This is a genomic window from Nocardioides daphniae, from assembly GCF_004777465.1.
GTDB lineage: Bacteria > Actinomycetota > Actinomycetes > Propionibacteriales > Nocardioidaceae > Nocardioides > Nocardioides daphniae.
In genome coordinates this window covers 1661709-1679986 of record NZ_CP038462.1, presented here as the reverse complement: position 1 = coordinate 1679986, position 18278 = coordinate 1661709, and the positions used below count along the sequence as shown (strand labels likewise).

The 18278-nt window shown below is 71.1% G+C and carries 21 protein-coding genes and 2 pseudogenes; 7 read left to right on the top strand and 16 right to left on the bottom strand.

Going from position 1 to position 18278, the window contains the following annotated elements:
- Positions 1-67: 67 nt before the first annotated feature.
- From E2C04_RS08280 to E2C04_RS19585, 7 genes are all read right to left on the bottom strand, one after another.
- A complete protein-coding gene (locus tag E2C04_RS08280; RefSeq protein WP_135832248.1) occupies positions 68-1225 on the bottom strand; it encodes an exonuclease SbcCD subunit D in 1158 nt (385 codons plus the stop codon).
- Positions 1226-1294: 69 nt separating this feature from the next.
- On the bottom strand, positions 1295-1933 hold the full coding sequence (locus E2C04_RS08275) for a trimeric intracellular cation channel family protein (RefSeq protein WP_135832247.1): 639 nt from the start codon (positions 1931-1933) through the stop codon (positions 1295-1297).
- Between the two features lie 29 nt (positions 1934-1962).
- The gene (locus tag E2C04_RS08270; protein WP_135832246.1) at positions 1963-2154 is read right to left on the bottom strand and encodes a CsbD family protein; all 192 of its coding nucleotides are present in this window, start codon (positions 2152-2154) and stop codon (positions 1963-1965) included.
- 304 nt (positions 2155-2458) lie between these two features.
- Complete coding sequence (locus E2C04_RS08265) at positions 2459-3418, bottom strand: TIGR03557 family F420-dependent LLM class oxidoreductase (protein WP_135832245.1); 960 nt, start codon at positions 3416-3418, stop codon at positions 2459-2461.
- A gap of 65 nt (positions 3419-3483) precedes the next feature.
- Entirely contained in the window at positions 3484-4317 is an 834-nt protein-coding gene (locus E2C04_RS08260; protein WP_135832244.1) for a tryptophan-rich sensory protein, read from the bottom strand.
- A 72-nt stretch (positions 4318-4389) separates the two neighbouring features.
- Complete coding sequence (locus E2C04_RS08255) at positions 4390-4668, bottom strand: DUF7218 family protein (RefSeq protein WP_135832243.1); 279 nt, start codon at positions 4666-4668, stop codon at positions 4390-4392.
- Positions 4669-5128: 460 nt separating this feature from the next.
- Positions 5129-5446, bottom strand: a complete 318-nt coding sequence (locus E2C04_RS19585) for an acyl-CoA dehydrogenase family protein (RefSeq protein WP_275106577.1) — start codon at positions 5444-5446, stop codon at positions 5129-5131.
- Between E2C04_RS19585 and E2C04_RS08240 the strand changes: the two genes are divergently transcribed.
- Entirely contained in the window at positions 5327-6358 is a 1032-nt protein-coding gene (locus E2C04_RS08240; protein WP_275106576.1) for an AMP-binding protein, read from the top strand. The genes E2C04_RS19585 and E2C04_RS08240 overlap by 120 nt on opposite strands.
- On the opposite strand, the gene E2C04_RS19580 is transcribed toward E2C04_RS08240, so the two are convergent.
- Both E2C04_RS19580 and E2C04_RS08235 read right to left on the bottom strand, forming a co-directional pair.
- Positions 6262-6579: an AMP-binding enzyme gene (locus E2C04_RS19580; RefSeq protein WP_238694501.1), complete on the bottom strand. Its 318-nt coding sequence runs from the start codon at positions 6577-6579 to the stop codon at positions 6262-6264. The two genes, E2C04_RS08240 and E2C04_RS19580, sit on opposite strands and share 97 nt — an antisense overlap.
- Positions 6580-6750: 171 nt before the next feature.
- Positions 6751-7793 (bottom strand): annotated as a pseudogene (locus E2C04_RS08235) (AMP-binding protein); the annotation flags it as partial.
- A 301-nt stretch (positions 7794-8094) separates the two neighbouring features.
- Here E2C04_RS08235 and E2C04_RS08230 point away from each other — a divergent pair.
- Positions 8095-8376: an excalibur calcium-binding domain-containing protein gene (locus tag E2C04_RS08230; protein ID WP_170213499.1), complete on the top strand. Its 282-nt coding sequence runs from the start codon at positions 8095-8097 to the stop codon at positions 8374-8376.
- Positions 8377-8405: 29 nt separating this feature from the next.
- Here the strand turns inward: E2C04_RS08230 and E2C04_RS08225 are convergent, their stop codons facing one another.
- The 4 genes from E2C04_RS08225 to E2C04_RS08210 form a co-directional block, all read right to left on the bottom strand.
- Complete coding sequence (locus E2C04_RS08225; RefSeq protein WP_202977938.1) at positions 8406-9254, bottom strand: alpha/beta fold hydrolase; 849 nt, start codon at positions 9252-9254, stop codon at positions 8406-8408.
- An 88-nt stretch (positions 9255-9342) separates the two neighbouring features.
- Positions 9343-9999, bottom strand: a complete 657-nt coding sequence (locus E2C04_RS08220; RefSeq protein WP_135832242.1) for a response regulator — start codon at positions 9997-9999, stop codon at positions 9343-9345.
- Positions 9999-11723: a sensor histidine kinase gene (locus E2C04_RS08215; RefSeq protein WP_135832241.1), complete on the bottom strand. Its 1725-nt coding sequence runs from the start codon at positions 11721-11723 to the stop codon at positions 9999-10001. Before E2C04_RS08215 ends, E2C04_RS08220 begins: the two co-directional genes overlap by 1 nt.
- A gap of 134 nt (positions 11724-11857) precedes the next feature.
- A complete protein-coding gene (locus E2C04_RS08210) occupies positions 11858-12724 on the bottom strand; it encodes a universal stress protein (RefSeq protein ID WP_135832240.1) in 867 nt (288 codons plus the stop codon).
- Between the two features lie 162 nt (positions 12725-12886).
- Here E2C04_RS08210 and E2C04_RS17715 point away from each other — a divergent pair, with 162 nt between their 5' ends.
- Positions 12887-13144, top strand: coding sequence for a hypothetical protein (locus tag E2C04_RS17715; protein ID WP_158630641.1), 258 nt, complete (start codon positions 12887-12889; stop codon positions 13142-13144).
- Positions 13145-13635: 491 nt separating this feature from the next.
- Here the strand turns inward: E2C04_RS17715 and E2C04_RS18060 are convergent, their stop codons facing one another.
- The gene (locus tag E2C04_RS18060; protein ID WP_170213498.1) at positions 13636-13812 is read right to left on the bottom strand and encodes a hypothetical protein; all 177 of its coding nucleotides are present in this window, start codon (positions 13810-13812) and stop codon (positions 13636-13638) included.
- Between the two features lie 428 nt (positions 13813-14240).
- On the opposite strand from E2C04_RS18060, the pseudogene E2C04_RS21910 reads away from it, so the two are divergent.
- From E2C04_RS21910 to E2C04_RS19570, 3 genes and pseudogenes are all read left to right on the top strand, one after another.
- Positions 14241-14516, top strand: a pseudogene (locus tag E2C04_RS21910) (hypothetical protein); the annotation flags it as partial.
- A complete protein-coding gene (locus E2C04_RS21905) occupies positions 14411-14953 on the top strand; it encodes an MDR/zinc-dependent alcohol dehydrogenase-like family protein (protein ID WP_420873101.1) in 543 nt (180 codons plus the stop codon). The pseudogene E2C04_RS21910 and the gene E2C04_RS21905, both read left to right, overlap by 106 nt.
- Positions 14869-15273, top strand: a complete 405-nt coding sequence (locus tag E2C04_RS19570) for a zinc-binding dehydrogenase (protein WP_238694481.1) — start codon at positions 14869-14871, stop codon at positions 15271-15273. Before E2C04_RS21905 ends, E2C04_RS19570 begins: the two co-directional genes overlap by 85 nt.
- On the opposite strand, the gene E2C04_RS08195 is transcribed toward E2C04_RS19570, so the two are convergent.
- Positions 15251-16600: an acyltransferase family protein gene (locus tag E2C04_RS08195; RefSeq protein ID WP_229721655.1), complete on the bottom strand. Its 1350-nt coding sequence runs from the start codon at positions 16598-16600 to the stop codon at positions 15251-15253. The genes E2C04_RS19570 and E2C04_RS08195 overlap by 23 nt on opposite strands.
- A 143-nt stretch (positions 16601-16743) precedes the next feature.
- Here E2C04_RS08195 and dps point away from each other — a divergent pair, with 143 nt between their 5' ends.
- Positions 16744-17268: a DNA starvation/stationary phase protection protein Dps gene (gene dps / locus E2C04_RS08190; RefSeq protein WP_135832238.1), complete on the top strand. Its 525-nt coding sequence runs from the start codon at positions 16744-16746 to the stop codon at positions 17266-17268.
- A 56-nt stretch (positions 17269-17324) separates the two neighbouring features.
- Here the strand turns inward: dps and E2C04_RS08185 are convergent, their stop codons facing one another.
- A complete protein-coding gene (locus E2C04_RS08185) occupies positions 17325-18152 on the bottom strand; it encodes a phosphatase PAP2 family protein (RefSeq protein WP_135832237.1) in 828 nt (275 codons plus the stop codon).
- Positions 18153-18278 lie beyond the last annotated feature (126 nt).

The window sequence follows — 18278 nt, the reverse complement described above, 5'->3', positions numbered from 1 at the left end:
GCGTCGAAGTCCACGCGCTGCGGAGACAGGAAAGGACCGAAGCCGGCCATCTCCACGCTGTGGATCCTCACCGGGTGGCCTCCTGCCCACGCAGCTCGCCGAGCACCTCGTCGATGAGCCCACGCTCGGCGGGACTGGGCTCCTCGCCGCCTCGCACGTGAGCCAGGAACTGGGCCACCACGTCCTCGTCGCTGAGCTGGGCGAACCGCTCACGGTCGAGGCGCGCGGGCACCGGGCGCACCGCGGACGGGGCGAACTCCAGGACCGCGCAGTGCGGGAACCTCTTCTGCAGGCGTCGCATCGGGTCCATGGGCCGCTCGACGTCGGTGAGCCGGGCGCGCACCCACGCGCCCTCGTGGTGCATGAGCCCGGCGTCGCCCAGGAGCTCGTCCAACGTGCCCTCCAGGGTCACCAAGGGGCGCGGGACGGGGAGGTCGAGCCACTCGACCCGCTCGAGGCCGGACGCGTCGAGGTGGACCAGCCAGGCGCCTCGGGGCTTGTCCTGCTCGGAGAAGGAGAGGTGCAGCGGTGCGCCCGAGTAGCGCACGGCGGGCGCGAGCGTGCTGCGCCCGTGGATGTGGCCCAGCGCCACGTAGTCGAACCCGTCGAAGCTGGGGACGGGAACCCGGTCGACACCGCCGGAGGTGATGCCGCGCTCGGACTCGCAGGACTCACCGTCGGCGCCGAAGACGAAGGTGTGGGCAGCGACGACCGTACGCCGTGCCCCGCGCCCCTCGGCGTCGGCGCGGACCATGCCGAGCGCCGCCTGCATGACGCCCGCCTGGGTGCGGGGAGCCTCGGGCCAGAGGTGTCGCACGAGGGTGGGCTCCAGGAAGGGGATGCCGTAGATGTGCACCGGACCGTGCTCGTCGGCGACGACGACGGGGTCGGCGAGCCGCTCGGGCCGGGTCAGCACGTGGACGCCCACCTCGGCGGTGAAGACAGCTCGGGCTCCGAGCCTGGCCGGTGAGTCGTGGTTGCCGGCCGTCACGACGACCGTGGCCCCCGCACGGCTGAGGGCGACCAGGACCCGGTCGAGCTCCCGCACCGACTGCGCCGACGGCATCGAGGAGTCGAAGACGTCGCCGGCGACCACGACCACGTCGACGGCGTGCTCGGCCACCGCCACCACCAGGGCGTCGAGCACGGACGCGAGCGCGTCAGCGGTCGAGTGCTGGTGGAACGTCCGGCCGATGTGCCAGTCCGACGTGTGCAGGATCTTCACGCGACCAAGGCTAAGGACGACCACCGACAGTTTCGGGGACGGTGCTGGCGCGTCGGCGGGTGCCCGCCGTCACGGCCGCGGGCGCAGCACCGAGCGCGGCACCGGGGCGTGCAGGTCGAAACGCACCCCGACCATCCGTAGGGTGAAGCAGGCGACCGCGCCGGCCAGGGCCGCTGGCAGCACCGCGAGACCGCCCTCGACGAGACCCGCCACCAGGAGGCCTCCGAGCAGCGCGGGGACGGCGTACAGGCCGCTCGAGAGGACGGCGGGCACCTCTCGGACGAGGACGTCGCGCAACGTGCCCCCGCCGACCGCGGTGACAGCGCCCAGGATGGTGGCCTGGACGACCCCCATCCCGAAGTCGAGCCCCTTGAGCGCGCCGGTGACGGCGAAGAGGCTCAGGCCGGCGGCGTCCAGCGCGAGTATGGGGCGGGAGAGCTGCTGCAGGTGCCGACCGAAGACGAAGGCCACCAGCCCGCCGAGGGCGGCGACTGCCAGGTATCTCCAGTCGACGAAGGTGGCCGGGGGCACGGCGCCCAACAGGATGTCGCGCACCATGCCCCCGCCCAGCGCCGTGAACATCGCAAGCGTCACGACCCCGACGATGTCGATCCGCGTGACCCGCAGCGCCGTCAACGCCCCGTTGAGGGCGAAGGCGAAGACGCCGGTCAGGTCGAGCGCGAGGAACAACGACGTCGTGGTCTCCACGCGACGTGTCTAGCACGGCAGGGGCGTGGTCACCCCAGGTCGTCGATCTTCTTCTCGATCTTGTCCTTGACGTCGGTGACCTTGTCCTTCACCTTCGCCTTGTTCTGGTCGGTCTTGCCCTCGGCGCGCAGCGAGTCGTCGTCAGTGGCGGCACCGGCCGCCTCCTTGCCCCGACCGATGGTTTCCTCAGCCTTGTGCTTGGCCTTGTCATCCAGTCCCATGAGGACCTCCTTCAGGTGTGGGTGAGCCCTCCGTGTACCCCGTCGTCGGCGTTCCAACCATGAGCCACGAATCGGGCATGGAATGGCGTGCGAGCGGGTAGAGCGACCCCATGACAACGACACTGCTGACGTTCCTGATCCCTGTCGTCGTGCTGGCCTGCTGTTCCTCCTGGTGTGGCGGCTGGACGCCCGCCGGGCCGAGCGCCAGGCCCACGACCCCGAGCGCCAGGACGTCACCCCCGACCCCACTCGCGGCAGCCGCCGCCGGCGGGGAGACAACTGACCCACCCGCCGGCCGACGACGTCAGCTGGTCGACCTGAGCCGCGGCAGGACCTGGTCGCCGTAGGCAGCGATCATCTCGCGCCAGTGCGGTCCCATGTTGGCGACGTAGACCTCCTCGAAGCCGGCGTCGACGCACTCCTTCATGGCGGCGACGTGCGCATCGAGGTCGGGCCCGCAGGTGACGGTCGAGGCCGTCTGCTCCTTCGTCACCAGCTCGGCCCCCTGCTCGAAGTGTCGCGGTGAGGGCAGGACCTGGGCCAGCTCCCCGGGCAGGCCGCTGGTGCCCCACAGCCGGTGCGCGTGGTCCACGCCCTCCTCGGCCGTGGGGGCCCAGCTCACCTTGATGCCGATCTGGGCGGGCTTGCCTCCGGAGCCCTCCCGGAACCGCTGCAGCAGCTCCTCGTCCGGCGTCGTGGTGATGTAGCCGTCCCCGATCCGAGCCGCCAGCTCGGTGGCCTTCGGCCCGAAGCCTGAGACCCAGATCTCCGGCGGCTGCTCGGGCAGGGTGTAGATGCGGGCGGTGTCGGTCTTGTAGTGGCGCCCACGGTGGGTCACGAAGTCGCCCTTCCACAGCTCGCGGATCAGCTCGACCGCTTCCTCGAGCATCTCGAGGCGCACGTCTGCCGAGGGCCAGACGTCCCCCAGCACGTGCTCGTTGAGGGCCTCGCCGCTGCCTACCCCGAGGATGAAGCGGCCCGGCATCATGGCGGCGCAGGTGGCGGCCGCCTGGGCGATGATCGCTGGGTGAATCCTCACCGTGGGGCAGGTGACGGCAGTGGTCACCGGCAGGTTCGTGGCCTGGGCCAGGGCGCCGATCACGGTCCACACGAAGGCGCTCTCGCCCTGCTCGTCGTTCCACGGGTGGTAGTGGTCACTGATCCACAGTGCCTCGAAGCCGGCCTGCTCAGCGAGCACGGCCTGCTCGACCAGCTCTGCAGGGCTGTACTCCTCACAGGTGAGGAAGTAGCCGAAACGCGTCACGTCGTCCTCCTTGATGGGGCTGCGGAAGACCTTCCTGTACCCCGCGCCCCGGGGATCACACGCGGTCAGGCTCCACGTCGGCTGCGCCCCCGCCGGGCACCCAGGGCGGTGAGTCCGACCGAGACCACCGCCGCGACGAGCGCACCGATCCCCACCACCGTGGAGTCGGGCTGGTCGGTGAGACGCCCGACCGCGATCCACGACAGCCCCCACACGGCCGCCGCGGTGACGGCCCAGCGTGCGATGCCGACCCGCAGGGCGTAGAGAAGGACCAGTCCGCAGACGGCCGCCAGCACCACCAGCGCGATCTCCTCACCCACACGTCGTCCGGAGTCGACGCCCGCGTCGACGAGGACGGCAGCCAGGTTGGCGCAGGTCGCCACGCTGACCCAGCCCAGGTAGAGGCCGAACGTCACCCGGGTGATCACCTCCCCGGCGCGGTCGTCGGTGGCCCCGGGAGCGGTCAGCAGGCGCCCCAGGACGAGTGCCAGCACCACGATGATCACGACGCTCAGCCACAGCAGCTCCACCTGCACCGTGAGGAGCCACGACGCGTTGAGCAGAAGCGAGGCGGCCCCCCACCAGCCGGTGGCCCGGGCCAGCGACGACGAGGCGCGTCCGGGCAGCGTGTGCCAGACCGTCCACACCACCAGGGCCGTGTAGATCACGGACCAGATCGAGAACGCCGGGCCTGCCGGCGCCAGGAAGGTCGCGTCGGCGGAGAGGGCGCCCCCGGCCGCCTCGGCCACCGGTTCACCGCCCCAGGCCCCGGAGCCGATCACGGCGCCGATGATGCCCAGCACGGCGCTGACCACCACCACCGCCTGTCGCAGGCGGTCACGGCTGGTGACGCCCGTGCTCCGGTCGCTGCGGGCCGTCTGGTCCTCGTACGTCGTCATCGCGCTCTCCCTCGTGGCGGTCGGTGCGTCGCGCGGTCGGTGCGACCGGTGCCCGCGGCACCGGCGCGATGGTCAGTGGTCGCGCAGGGCCTTGACGAGCTCTGCCTTGCGCATCGACGAACGGCCCTCGACGCCGATCTCGGCGGCCCGCTTGCGCAGCTCCGGAACCGTCCAGTCCTCGTACGACCCGGACTCCCCACCCTTGCGCCCCACCTCGGAGCGGGACGTGTTGGCCGCGGCATTGGCGATCCTCGCCGCCTTCTCCTTGCTGGCGCCGTCGTCACGCAGCTCCTCGTAGAGGTCCGCGTCCTTGACGCTGGGCCCCGGACCCTTCTGATTCTTCGCGGCCATCAGGTCTCCTCCTCGATCGGGCGCCCGGACCTCGCCGCTCGTGCAGGCGGGCTGCGCTCCACAGGTGCTCGCGACTCGGGTACCCGCTCCCGCTCGGGACAAACGCTGACCACTGCCTTGTCGGGCTCCGTACGCTCGCTCCATGACTTCACTCCCCCGCACCGTCGCCCGGGTCCTCCTTGGGTCTGCCATGGTGACCGCCGGTGTTCTCCACCTGACCGCGCAGCGTCAGGAGTTCCAGGCACAGGTGCCCGAGTGGTTCCCGATCGACGACGACCTCACCGTCGTCGGCTCCGGCGTCGTCGAGGTCGCGCTGGGTGCGGGGCTCGTCGCCCTCCCGAAGCACAAGCGCCTCTTCGGCGGCCTCCTGGCGGCCTTCTTCGTCGCCATCTTCCCGGGCAACATCGCTCAGTACGTGGAGGGACGGACGCCTTCGGCCTCGACACCGACCAGAAGCGCCTCACCCGCCTCTTCTTCCAGCCGCTGCTCGTGCTCTGGGCTCTCTACGCCGGCGGCTGGCTGCGCCGCAAGGACCACGACGCGGGCTGATCCGCCGGGTCTCGGACGGGCTCAGAGCCCCAGGTCGCGCCCCACGATCTCCTTCATGATCTCGGTCGTCCCCGCCGTAGATCGTCGAGATGCGCGAGTCCAGGTAGTCGTGGGCGATGCGGTACTCGAGCATGTAGCCGTAGCCGCCGTGCAGCTGGACGCATCGGTTCACCACGTCGACGTACTGCTCCGAGCACCAAAACTTCGCCGCCGCGGCCGCAGCAGTCAGGTCACCGCGTGTGTCCTGATCTGCGCCCAGCCGGACATCGACCGGCGCGACCTCAAGCTGCGCATCATCAGCTGGGGTGCAGCACCCGCCTCGGACGCGACGCTGCGGGCGATGGCGGAGAAGTTCCCCGACGCGCTCAACGTCGCGGTCTTCGGCCAGACCGAGACCTCACCCATCACCTGCGGTCTACGCGGCGAGGACTCGTTGCGCAAGCTCGGGTCGGTCGGCCAGCCGATCCCGACCATCCAGTACCGGCTGGTCGACCCGTTGATGAACGACGTCGTCCCTGGCGAGGTGGGCGAGATCGTCTACCGCGGCCCCACGGTGATGAAGGGGTACTGGAACAAGCCGGAGGCCACGGCGGAGGCCTTCGCCGGGGGCTGGTTCCACTCGGGCGACCTGGTGAGGCAGGACGCCGAGGGGTTCGTCTGGGTCGTCGACCGGATGAAGGACATGATCGTCTCGGGTGGCGAGAACATCTACTGCGCCGAGGTCGAGAACGCCATCGCCAACCACCCGGCCGTGCGCGAGGTGGCCGTGATCGGGCGGGCCGACGACCGGTGGGGGCCAGGTGCCCGTCGCCGTCGTCTCGACGGTCCCCGACCGGGAGCTCACCCTGGACGCGCTCACCGAGTTCCTGCAGGGCCGGCTGGCGTCGTACAAGACCCCGAAGGACCTCGTCGTCCTGCCGGAGCTGCCCCGCAACGCCGGCGGCAAGATCGTCAAGGGCACCCTGCGCACGCAGGACGCCGACCTGGTGCCCCAGGGCTGATGCCCGGGAGCAGAGGGAGGAGAAGGCGCCCGGCGCGCTCAGTTCACCAGCCCGAGCTTGCGGGCCATCGTCTGGCGCATCTCCACCTTCCGCACCTTGCGGTCACGGTCATCGGGAACTCCTCGACGACCTCGACGTAGCGAGGAATCTTGTAGTGCGCGAGCTGGCCCGTGCAGAACTCACGCAGCCGGTCGGCGTCGAGGGGCTCCGCGCCCTCCCTGAGCTGGACCCAGGCGCAGAGCTCCTCGCCGTAGCGCTCGTCGGGCACCCCGATCACCTGGGCGTCCACGATGTCGGGGTGCGTGTAGAGGAACTCCTCGATCTCGCGCGGGTAGACGTTCTCGCCGCCGCGGATCACCATGTCCTTGATCCTGCCGGTGATGCGCACGAAGCCGTCGTCGTCCATCACCCCGATGTCGCCGGTGTGCATCCATCCGTCCTCGACGGCCTCGGCCGTCTTTTCCGGCTCGTCCCAGTAGCCGAGCATCACCGAGTAGCCCTTGGTCAGGAACTCCCCCGCCACTCCGCGCGGCACGGTCTCACCCGTCGGGTCGACGATCTTGATCTCCAGGTGCGGACCGACGCGTCCGACGGTGCCGGTCTTCTGCTCGAAGGTGTCGTCGGTGCGGTTCTGGGTGGAGACCGGCGAGGTCTCGGTCATGCCGTAGGCGATCGTCATCTCCTCGATCCCCGAGGCGATGAGCTTCTTCATCAGCTCGGCGGGGCACGGCGAGCCCGCCATGATGCCGGTGCGGACCGTGGAGAGGTCGAACTCCTCGAAGTTGGGCAGGTTCCACTCGGCGATGAACATCGTCGGCACGCCGTAGAGGCTGGTGCAGCGCTCGTCCTGCACCGCCCGCAGGGTCGTCTCGGCGTCGAAGCCCGGCGCCGGGATGACCATGCAGGCACCGTGCGTGGTGCACGCGAGGTTGCCCATCACCATGCCGAAGCAGTGGTAGAAGGGCACCGGGATGCAGACCCGGTCCTCCTCGGTGTAGTCGCACAGCTCACCGACGAAGAACCCGTTGTTGAGGATGTTGCGGTGGCTAAGGGTGGCGCCCTTGGGGAAGCCCGTGGTGCCCGGAGGTGTACTGGATGTTGATCGGGTCGTTCGGCTCGAGGCTCATCTGCACCACCGACAGCTGCTCGGCGGAGAGGTCGTCGGCTCCGGCGAGCAGGTCGTCCCAGGAGCCGGTGCCGATGAGGTGCACCCTCGAGGGCCCGCGCGTCGTGACGGACCTCCTCGATCATCGCGGCGTAGTCGCTGCTCCTGAAGGAAGGCACCGCCACCAGGGTCGAGACGCCGGCCTGGTTGAGCACGTAGGCGAGCTCGTGCGCCCGGTAGGACGGGTTGATCGTGACCAGGATGGCCCCGATCTTCGCGGTCGCGAACTGGGTCAACGTCCACTCAGCACAGTTCGGGGCCCAGATCCCGACCCGGTCACCGGTGCGTACGCCGGACACGAGGAACGCACGCGCCAACCGGTCGACGTCCTCGCGCAGCTCCGCGTAGGTCCAGCGCCGACCCTGGGCGACGTCGACCAGTGCTTCGCGGGTCGGGAAGCGCGCCGCCACCTCGTCGAAGTTGTCACCGATCGTCGACTCCAGCAGCGGCGTGTCCGTCGGACCGGCGTCGTGGCTGGGCAGGGCACTGGGGACGGTCGTCGAGTCAGTCACGGGTGGCTCCTCGGGGCGCGGGGTCGTCGCGGCCGCTGCATGTGACCGCGGTCACCACCTTCCGACATCCGTCAGCTTCCCGCCAGTGGGCGCGTGACGGCGTACGCCGAACGGCAGACGCGCGCGTTGAACGGTTCGCCTGCGGGACCCGACGGGCGCGACCTAGATTGACGCCCCACCACTCGACAGGGAGATTGCCATGACCAGGTTCCGCACGACCGTCGCCTCGCTCGCCACCGCTGCGCTGGTGGGGCTCCCGACGATGGCTGTCGTCTCCTCGGCGGAGGCCGCTGCCGGGCCGTACACCTTCAAGAACTGCACGGCCCTCAACAAGAAGTTCCCCCACGGCGTGGGTCGACCCAACGCCAAGGACAAGACCAGCGGCACCCCGGTGCGCAACTTCCACAAGTCCAAGGCCTGGTACAACAAGAACACCAAGTCCGACCGCGACAAGGACGGGATCGCCTGCGAGAAGCGGTGACACCGTGACCGTGCGGGTCCGGCGAGGTGTCACTCGGGCGTCGACGCCACGAACGACCGCAACAGCTCCGTGAAACGCTCGGGGTCGTCGAGGTGCGGGAAGTGGCCGGCTCCCTCGAAGAGCTCGACTTGGATCCCGGGCACGGACTCACGGGCCTTGAGCGCGTGCCACGCAGGGATCACCCTGTCCTTGGAGCCCCAGACGAGCAGGGTCGGCGGCGCCTCCACCTCCTCCAGGTGGCCGTGGGCGCTGACCGTCTGGCCGCCGACGTCGACCACGGCACGCGTCGTGGCCAGGAAGGCTCGACGGCTCTCCCGGTCGCCCAGCGACCGGAACCCCCGCCACATGGCTCGGACGTCGGCTCCCGGCCTCCATCCCCAGTCCGAGGCCTTGACGGCGAGCCCCTGCAACCGGCTCGTCAGCCAGTCCGAGGCAACCACGCCGAGCACCTGCTCGGCCCCTGGCAGGGTGGCCGAGCGGAGCCACGGGCTGACCTCCCGGCCCAGCCCTCCGCTGGCCACCAGCACCAGTCGTTCGACCCGCTCCGGGAACAGGTAGAAGAACTGCATGGCGATGCCGCCGCCCAGCGAGTGGCCGACCAGGGTGACCGTGTCGATCTCGAGGCGGTCCAGCAGGTCGCGCAATGTGGCGGCGTGCGCGCTGAGCGAGTAGTCGCCCATCGGCTTCGCTGACGCGCCGTGCCCGAAGAGGTCCGGCACCACCACACGGAAGGTGTCGTCGAGCTGCTCCACCAGGTGGCTCCAGTGGTGCTGAGATCCGAGGATCCCGTGGATGAAGAGGACGACCGGACCGTCACCGCTGTCGACGTAGGACAGGTCCTGACCGTGCAGCCGCATGGTCGCGGGGGTCATGTGCATGCCGTCTCCTCGGGCTCGCGTGGTGGCACTCCTCAACCTAACGGCAAGGACCGGCCGGGTGGCGTGACGTGGGTCTCCCCGAGAAGCCTCACCTCTCAGGCGGGCCGAGGAGCTTGGTCGCCAGCACCGCTGCCTGCGTACGCCGCTCCAGCCCGAGCTTGGCGAGGATGCTCGAGACGTAGTTCTTGACGGTCTTCTCCGCCAGGAACATCCGCTCGCCGATCTGGCGGTTGGTGAGGCCCTCGGCGACCAGCTTGAGCAGGCGCAGCTCCTGGTCGGTGAGCGCCTGCAGCTCCGGCACCGTCGGCGCCGGGTGCCTGATCCGCTCCAGTACGGCATGGGTGAGCTGCGGGTCGATCAACGACAGCCCCGCAGCCACCTGCCGCACCGCCGTCACGAGGTCCCCCGACTTCACCTCCTTGAGGACGTAGCCCGAGGCGCCCGCCATGATGGCGGCGAAGAGCGCGTCGTCATCGTCGTAGGACGTCAGGATCAGCGCCCTGATCGAGGGGTCGACGGAGCGCACCGACCGACAGACCTCGATGCCCGAGCCGTCGGGCAACCGGCCGTCCAGGATGGCGACGTCAGGCCTCAGCGCGGGGATCCGGTCCGTGGCGGTCACCGCCGACCCGGACTCCCCCACCACCTCGATGTCACCGGCGGCCTCCAGCAAGGTCCGCAACCCTCTCCTCACCACGTCGTGGTCGTCGAGCACGTAGACCCGGATCTTGGACTCCCCAGCCATCACTCCTCCTTCGCCGATCCGTTCACGGCGCGACCGCGAGGAGTCGGCACGGCCCCCTCGGCCGGCTCACCCCGACGCAGGGGCACCGCCCACCACACCCGGGTGCCACGTCCCTGCGGCCCCGGCCCCACGTCGTACCTTCCTCCTCGCGCGGCAGCCCGCTGCGCGAGGTTGCGCAACCCGCTGCGACGTGCGGAGTGCGCGATGCCGCGGCCGTCGTCCTCCACGACCACCGCCAACCGTCCGTCCTTGACCTCCGCGACGACCGAGACCCGGCTGGCGCCGGAGTGGCGCGCCGCATTGCTCAGCGACTCACGCACCACTGCGCACACGTCGTCGGCCAGCTCCTCGTCTGTCACCGTGCCGACCGGTCCCCGGAACTGCACGCGAGGCGTGAAGCCGAGGGCAGGGACGGCCTCGCTGCACAGGCCGAGGACCCAGGCCCGCAGGCCGGCGCCGGGTCCCTCGGGCGTACGCAGGTGGAAGATGTACGTCCGGATCTGGCGGATGGCGTCGTCGATCTGGTCGACCACCCCGCCCACCAGCTCTGCCACGGCCTCGTCGTCGGAACGAAGCGCCGCGCCCTGCAACGTCATCCCTGCCGCGAAGAGCTGCTGGATCACGTGGTCGTGGAGGTCGCGGGCGATCCGGGAACGGTCCTCCATGATGAGCGCCCGCTGGGCCTCCCGCCGCGCCTCGGCGAGCTCCAGCGCCACCGCCGCGTGGTGCGCGAAGTCGGTCGCCATCGCCACCTCCGCGTCCGTGAACGGTGCGCCGCCAGGACGACGGCCCACCATGAGCACTCCCCTGACCGCCTCGCTGCCGGCCAGCGGCAGCGCCATCGCCGGGCCGAGCTGCACGATCTCCGAGATGACGATCCGGGGCACGCCCGGGTTCTCGGGGTCCACGACGTCCACGAACACCTGTGGCCGGCCCGAGGTCATGACGCTCTCCACGACCGAACCGGCCATCGGGTACTCGAGGTCGAGCAGCCGGTCGGCGTCGAGCCCGACCGCCACGACGACGTGCAGCGTCTCCTCGTCGGCCGGAAGCACCACCGCGACGACGTCGGCCTCCGCGAGCTCGGCGACCCGCTGGCCGATGGCCCGCAGCGCCTGGTCCCCGTGCGCGAGGAGCACCTTGCGCGTGGTGTCCGTGGTCGCCTCGAGCCACTCCTGGCGCTGGACCGACTCCTCGTACAGCCGCGCGTTGTCGATCGCGATCCCTGCCGTGGCCGCCAGCGCCGCCACCAGCTCCTCGTCCTCCGCGGTGAACTCGCGTCGGTCGGGCGAGGCGAGGTAGAGGTTGCCGAAGACCTCGTCGCGCACCCGGATCGGCACCCCGAGGAACCCCTTCATCTCGGGGTGGCCCGCCGGGAACCCGGCCGACCGCGGGTCCTCCCCGATGTGCGGCAGCCGGATCGGGCACGGATCCTCGATCAGCGCACCCAGGAGCCCCCGACCCCGCGGGAGGTCACCGATGCGGTCCACCGTCTCGGCGTCCATGCCGACGTGGATGAACTCCTGCAGTCCGGTGCCGTCGGGCCCGATGACGCCCAACGCCCCGTACGCCGCACCGACCAGCTCGCACGCGACCTCGACGATCCGCTTGAGCACCGACTCCAGCGACAGGTCCGCGATGATCGTCCGGTTGGCACGGAGCAGCGCCCTCGTCGTCGTGTGCGGGAGGGCGTGCTGCACCCCCTCACCCGGGCGGGACACCATCGCGTGCCCTCGGCGAGCGCCCACCTGCAGGGAGACGGCCCATGCCCCGACGATAGGACTTCGAGGGGGGTCCGCACCATGACCCCCTCGGACCACGGGCCGGGCGTCCGTCGTGCCGCCCCGCCCAGCCGCCGTCACGAAGGATCGACCAGGAGCACCGGGCAGGAGACCTCACGCAGCATCGCCCGTGCCACCGGCCCGAGGTGGGAGAAGAGCGGCAGGAGCGGGTCGTGGCGTCCCAGCACCAACAGGTCGGACTCACGCGCCTGCTCGCGCAGCACCTCGCTCGCGTGCCCGTGGACCACGTCGGTCTGCACCTCGAGCCCGGTCGTCTCCACCTCGCCCAGCAGGCCGGTCAGCTCCTTCTCCGACCGACGGGCCCAGGTCTCCTCCTCGTGGGGCGACATGGCGTAGCCCTCGTACCCGCCCGGCAGGACCCACGCGTGCACCACGTGCAGCTGGGCTCCCCTGACCCTGGCAGCCTCCACCGCGGCCTCGAGCACGGTGCGCGCGTGCCCCGGGTCGTCGATGCCGACGGTGACCACGGGGGTGTCCTCGGTCGAGCGGACCGGGGACCACCGGGCCGGCACCGACACCACGGGCACCCTGGCGCGCGCCGCGACGCCGCTGGAGACCGACCGGGTCACCATCCGTCTGGCCCGCGAGAGCTGGCGACGCTGCAGCACCACCACCCTCGCGTCCTGCGTGCAGCGGACAAGGGTCGGCACGACGGCACCGTCGACCAGGTCGGTGGTGACGTCGAGCGACGCCTCGAGACGTCTCGCCTGGGTGGTGGCCGCCTCGAGCAGCTCTCGCGCTGCCTGCTCGAGGTCGACCGGGGGCGGCAGGGTCTCCGAACCCTGCTCGAGACGCTGTACGACGTGCACGAGACGCAGCGGGGCACGGTGGCGGGTCGCTTCGTCGACGGCGTACTTCAACGCGGCATCCATCGGGTCCCGGCCCACCGCCACGACCACGGCCCCGCTCTGCTGCTCCGACATAGGTCCTCCCTGGGGGTCGGCTCCAGCTCAACCCTTGCGCAGGGCGCTGCCGGACGACAGGAGGACTTCGGCCCCGGTCCGGGGGCCAGCAGTCCCTGTTCGACGGCCCCGGCCTCCCCGGACGCTGGAGGTGGGACGTCGCCAGCCGGACGAGGAGGACCCATGAGCTCGGACGAGACGCCGAGGGGGCCGGGCCCGCGACCCGCCGCGGTCGTCCGGGCCGTGGCCGTGGTCTCCGGTGGCCCGCTCGCCCTGTGGCTGGGTGGCGTGGTCGGACCGGAGGCGCTCCTGCGCGGATGGCCACGGCGCGGGTCCACGGCGCGACGCGCGGTCAGCGCCACTGCGTGGGCCGGCCCTGGCCCCGTGGCTCCACGTCGCGCTCGTGCGACCACGCCTCCTCACCTGGGGCTCCACCGCTGAGGAGCAGGCGACCGCTTACCCTGGTGACGTCGAACGGCCGTGGTTCACCACCACCAGGGCCGTCACGGTCCGCGCTCCGCCGTCCGAGGTGTGGCGGTGGTTGGTGCAGGTCGGGCAGGACCGCGGTGGGTTCTACTCCTACGACTGGCTTGAGAACCTGGCCGGCTGCCGGCTGCACAGCGCCGACCGCATCCACCCCGAGTGGCAGCACCGCGAGGTCGGCGACCCGCTGACGGTCTTCCCCGGCTACGCGACGACCATCGGTGCGGTCGACCCTCCACGGTCCCTGCTGATCGACAACTGGGGTGCCTACGTCGTGCGCCCACGGGCCCGCACACCTGTCGACTCATCGCCCGCAGCCATGCCGAGCGCAACGTCGGCGGACTGGCGTACGTCGCCTTCGTCGAGCTTCCGCACGCCGTCATGGAGCGCCGGATGCTGCTGGGCATCAAGGAGCGCGCGGAGCGCAACGCTGCGCGCGGCCCCGGCCCTCAGCCCAGCGCACCGAACGCCTCGTACACCATGTAGGCGGGCCAGAGCAGCCCCTGCAGCACGGCGTACGCGTGCTCCCAGAACCCGTCGGCGATGCGCCAGAAGTGGACCCAGGCCCCGAGGATGCCGAGGGCGTAGATCGCTCCTCCGCCCGCGCCCGCTGCGTTGTCAGCCACGTCCGCCTCCTCCTTGGCTCCATGCCGACGCTAGCCGTCGAGCAGGCCCCGGGCCCGGGCCATTGGTCCCGAACCTGCCCGGCGTGCGGTGGGCAGGGCAGTCGGGGCCCTTCGTCCCAGCCACCCGGGACCCCCGACCGTGGCTCGACGGGCGGGCCGGGAGGACGCTCGGAGCGAGGGGCAGTGCGCCGAGCCAGGGCCAGGAGGAGTCATGCAGTCGACACGCCACGGGACCTGGCCGCGACAGCGGTCACGCCGACCGGTCACCACCCAGTCCTGGCGCAGCTTCGTCATCCGGGTGGACCTGGACGAGATGGAGCTCCCGCAGGCCCGCGACGCGGACAGAAGCGCCACGGACCCGCCCCGCGAGCCACCAGCCGAGCTACCGACGGCGCGGCACACGGCCGCCGTCGGGTGAGGAGAAGCCCATGAAGGCGATGACGTTCCAGGGTCCCGGACGACGTGTCTGGACGTCCGTCCCGGACCCCGAGCTGCAGGCCCCGACGGATGCGCTCGTGCGGGTCGACGCAGTGACCATCTGCGGGACCGACCTGCACATCCTGAAGGGCGACGTCCGGAGGTCACTGCCGGGCGGGTCCTGGGCCACGAGGCGGTCGGCACCGTCCTCGAGGTGGGCGACGGCGTCACCGGGGTCAGCGCCGGGGACCGGCCTCGTCTCCTGCGTCGCAGGGTGCGGGCGCTGCTCGTACTGTCGCCAGAACCGCGACGGCCAGTGCCTGAACGGTGGCGGCTGGACCCTGGGACACCTCGTCGACGGACCCAGGCCGAGCTCGTCAGGGTGCCCTTCGCCGACCGTGCGTTGCACGTACTGCCGGACACGGTCACGGACGAGCAGGCCGTGCTGCTCGCCGACATCCTCCCCACGGCGTACGAGGTCGGTGTGCAACGGCGCCGTGGCCCCGGGCTCGACGGTCGCCATCGTCGGCGCCGGCCCGATCGGTCTGGCCTGCATCGCCACCGCACGGCTGCTCACACCTTCGCGGATCGTGGTCGTCGACCCCGCCGAGGCCCGACGCACGGCGGGGGAGCAGCTCGGTGCCGACGCGTCGCCTCGACGGCCGCGACGCCGCGCTGGCGTCGGTGGGGACGCACACCGACGGACTGGGCTACGACACCGTGATCGAGGCCGTCGGCATCCCCGAGACATTCGAGCTCTGCGCCGAACTGGTGCGGCCCGGAGGCACGGTGGCCAACGTGGGCGTGCACGGTGCTCCGGTCACGCTCCACCTCGAGCAGCTGTGGACCAAGGACGTCACCATCACGACCGGACTGGTGGACACCTCGTCCACGCCCACGCTGCTGCGGCTGCTCGCCGAGGAGCGGCTGCCGGTCGACGGCCTCGTCACGCACCGCTTCGGGCTCGACGAGATCCAGGACGCGTACGACGTCTTCGAGCGACCCCAGGACAGTGGCGCGCTCAAGGTCGCGATGTTCCGGTGACCGACCTCCGCGCCGTCGCGTCCCACCGCCGGGCCGCGAGCACGCTCACGGCGCACAGCAGGGCGACGAGGCCGCCCGCCCCGTCGCTCTGCCGGCCCACGCCGTAGCTGGCCAGGTAGGCGACACAGGTCACCACCGCCACCACCTCCGCCACGGCGCGGGCCGTGCTGCCCGGCGTGTCGGTCGCCGGCGAGGACTCCTCCCAGCGACCGAGCAGAGCCACGGCGACGACAGTGGCGACCAGGAGGAGCAGCAACCACGCCGGACGGCCCCACCACCACTCCTCGCTCGCGGGGATGGCGCGCAGGCCCAGTCCCCCGAGTGACAGGGAGACGGCGGCCAGCAGCGACAGGCAGGTGAGGTGCCACAGGTAGAGGGTCATCGCCCTGCGGTCCACCAGCACCACGGCCACCCAGATCGCCGGCACCGCCGCGAGTCGGCGCAGCAGCGGCTCGAGGGCCATGACACCCGCCACCTGGGCGCACCCCAGGACCAGGATCGTGAGTCGCGGCGGCGCGGTGTTGTTGACGCCGTAGCCGTCCACGCCGACCATCGAGACGCCGTACGGGCCGACGACGACCAACGCCGTCAGTGCGACCAGCAGGCTCCCCGCCACCCCGGCCATCAGGAGCGGGGACGCCCTCCGACGGCACTCGAGCCAGGCGTACCCGCACTGGTGCAGCGTCCCCCACACCACCAGCGCGTTGAGCCCCCCGACCCAGGGCAGGTCCATCCCCAGTGAGGCGACGTCGACGGCCACCACCACGCCGGCGATGATCGACGCCCAGCGCCAGCGCTGCCAGAGGGCGTACGTGGCGGGGACCAGCGCCACCACGACCAAGTAGGCCGCCAGGAACCAGGTCGCCACCAACGACGTCTTCGAGGCGACGTGCAGCCAGTCGGGCCCCAGCCCGACCGCGGGAGCGACGAGCGGCGCAGCCGCCCACAGCAGCATGAGCGGCACCAAGGGAGCGGTCAGGCGCCGGACGCGGTGGCGCAACCACGCGCCGTACGAGGTGCCCCGCGCGCTCTCCCGGCGCCAGGACAGGCCGTTGACGAAGCCCCCGACCGCGAAGACGAGCGGCATCACCTGGAAGACCCAGGTGAGGGGGTGGGTCCACTCGGCCTGGCCGAGCAGGCCGGCGCGTCGCAGCTCGCCGACGTCGTCGACGTACAACCCCTGCTTGAGCCAGTGCCCCAGGACGACGAGGAGGAGCGCGCAGGCGCGCACCAGGTCGACGACGCGATCACGGTCCGACGGGGTCCGCGCGACGACCTCCTTGCCCAGGGCAGAGAGGGACGGACCGACGAAGTGACCGGGCTGCATGCTCACCTCCCCGTCCTGACCCACGCCTTCTCAGCCAACCACCCTGAGCCCTGCCTGAACAGTGCCCCAGGTCCCGGCAGCGCGCCCACGGTTGCCGGAAATTCTTGGGTTAGCCGCCGAGGGGCCATGGGTAGTGGAGTTGCATGACCCAGAACAAGAAGGCACTTCCGTACACGATCCCCGGGCTGGACGACGCGGACGCGAAGCGACTCATCGAGGTCCTTCAGGCTCGTCTCCACGCCTTCAACGACCTCCACCTCACGCTGAAGCACGCTCACTGGAACGTCGTCGGCCCGCACTTCATCGCGGTGCACGAGATGATCGACCCCCAGGTCGTCGAGGTGCGCGCGATGGCCGACGAGACCGCGGAGCGCATCGCTGCGCTCGGCGGTACGCCGGTCGGCACCCCCGGTGCCCTCGTCAAGGAGCGCGACTGGGAGGACTACGCGGTCGGCCGCGCCGGCACCCAGGAGCACCTCTCCGCCCTCGACGCCGTCTACGAGGGCGTGATCACTTCGCAGCGCGACGCGGTCGAGGTGGCCGGTGACCTCGACCCCATCACCGAGGACATGCTCATCAGCCAGGCGTCGCAGCTGGAGCAGTTCCACTGGTTCGTCCGGGCGCACCTGGAGGACCAGGGCGGGACGCTGCAGCACTCGAACGACTGACCCATGCCCGCGTCGCCCGTTCCTCCGGGAGCGGGCGACGTGCCGTGCCCGGACCTTCAGGCTGCTGCGGCCTCCTCGACGGGCTCGCTGGCGGGGGCCGAATCCGCCACCTCGGCATGGGGGCTGGGCAGCACCAGGACGGCGACGACCAGCAGGGCGATCCCGACGAAGCCGTCCAGCCACCAGTGGTTGGCGGTGATCACCACGATCACGGCCGTGAGCAAGGCGTGCGTCGCCGCCACGTAGGCCCACCAGCGGGGCCCGGTGCGGTAGACCACGTAGGCGATCAGCACGGCCCATCCGACGTGCAGGCTCGGCATCGCCGCGAACTGGTTCGCGACGTCACCGCTCACCCCCTCGTAGGGCGAAGGTCCGTAGCGCTCCATCGTGTCGACGAAGCCCCACTCCGGGAACATCCGCGGCGGCGCCAACGGGAAGAAGACGTGGATCGCCAGGGCTGCGCCCGTCTGGATCACGACGAGGTTACGGGCCCATCGGTACTCAGCAGGGGTGCGCCTCAGGAACCCCCAGGCCAGGAACACCACCATCAGCGGGAAGTGGACGCTGGTGTAGTAGACGTTGGCGGCCCTCATCAGGAGCTCGACGTGCACGCTGGCCTGGATGGCGGCCTCGGACGGCAGCCACAGGTTGGCCTGGACCGACCGCACCATGTCGGCGTGGCGCATGGCCTCCGGCACTTGGTCGGCCACGAGCTGGCGGCCGATCTTGTAGATGCCGAAGAGCACCAGCACCAGCCCGACCTCGAGCGCAGCGCGCACGTAGAGGGGGCGCGACCTCCACCCCGAGGATGCGCCGACACCCTGACCAGGCGTTCTTGGCTCCACGGGTCTCAGGTTAACGCCGTCGCCCTGCTCGTCCTCCATGACTTTCTGCTCCCCCGTCGCCCACGTGAAGGCCACAGGTTTGCATGTCTTGCCTCCGGTTGGCACGCACATTCCGCGGGAGTCGCGGGGTCGGCGCGCCTCTCCCGGTCAGGACGACGGCGTCAT

Coding starts and splice junctions, on each gene's coding strand:
- E2C04_RS08270 (WP_135832246.1), bottom strand. CDS start 2,154: ATGGGACTGGATGACAAGGCCAAGCACAAGGCTGAGGAAACCATCGGT.
- E2C04_RS08260 (WP_135832244.1), bottom strand. CDS start 4,317: ATGACGACGTACGAGGACCAGACGGCCCGCAGCGACCGGAGCACGGGC.
- E2C04_RS08255 (WP_135832243.1), bottom strand. CDS start 4,668: ATGGCCGCGAAGAATCAGAAGGGTCCGGGGCCCAGCGTCAAGGACGCG.
- E2C04_RS19580 (WP_238694501.1), bottom strand. CDS start 6,579: ATGGTGATCCGCGGCGGCGAGAACGTCTACCCGCGCGAGATCGAGGAG.
- E2C04_RS08230 (WP_170213499.1), top strand. CDS start 8,095: ATGACCAGGTTCCGCACGACCGTCGCCTCGCTCGCCACCGCTGCGCTG.
- E2C04_RS08225 (WP_202977938.1), bottom strand. CDS start 9,254: ATGCACATGACCCCCGCGACCATGCGGCTGCACGGTCAGGACCTGTCC.
- E2C04_RS08220 (WP_135832242.1), bottom strand. CDS start 9,999: ATGGCTGGGGAGTCCAAGATCCGGGTCTACGTGCTCGACGACCACGAC.
- E2C04_RS08215 (WP_135832241.1), bottom strand. CDS start 11,723: ATGGTGTCCCGCCCGGGTGAGGGGGTGCAGCACGCCCTCCCGCACACG.
- E2C04_RS08210 (WP_135832240.1), bottom strand. CDS start 12,724: ATGTCGGAGCAGCAGAGCGGGGCCGTGGTCGTGGCGGTGGGCCGGGAC.
- E2C04_RS17715 (WP_158630641.1), top strand. CDS start 12,887: ATGAGCTCGGACGAGACGCCGAGGGGGCCGGGCCCGCGACCCGCCGCG.
- E2C04_RS08195 (WP_229721655.1), bottom strand. CDS start 16,600: ATGCAGCCCGGTCACTTCGTCGGTCCGTCCCTCTCTGCCCTGGGCAAG.
- dps (WP_135832238.1), top strand. CDS start 16,744: ATGACCCAGAACAAGAAGGCACTTCCGTACACGATCCCCGGGCTGGAC.
- E2C04_RS08185 (WP_135832237.1), bottom strand. CDS start 18,152: ATGGAGGACGAGCAGGGCGACGGCGTTAACCTGAGACCCGTGGAGCCA.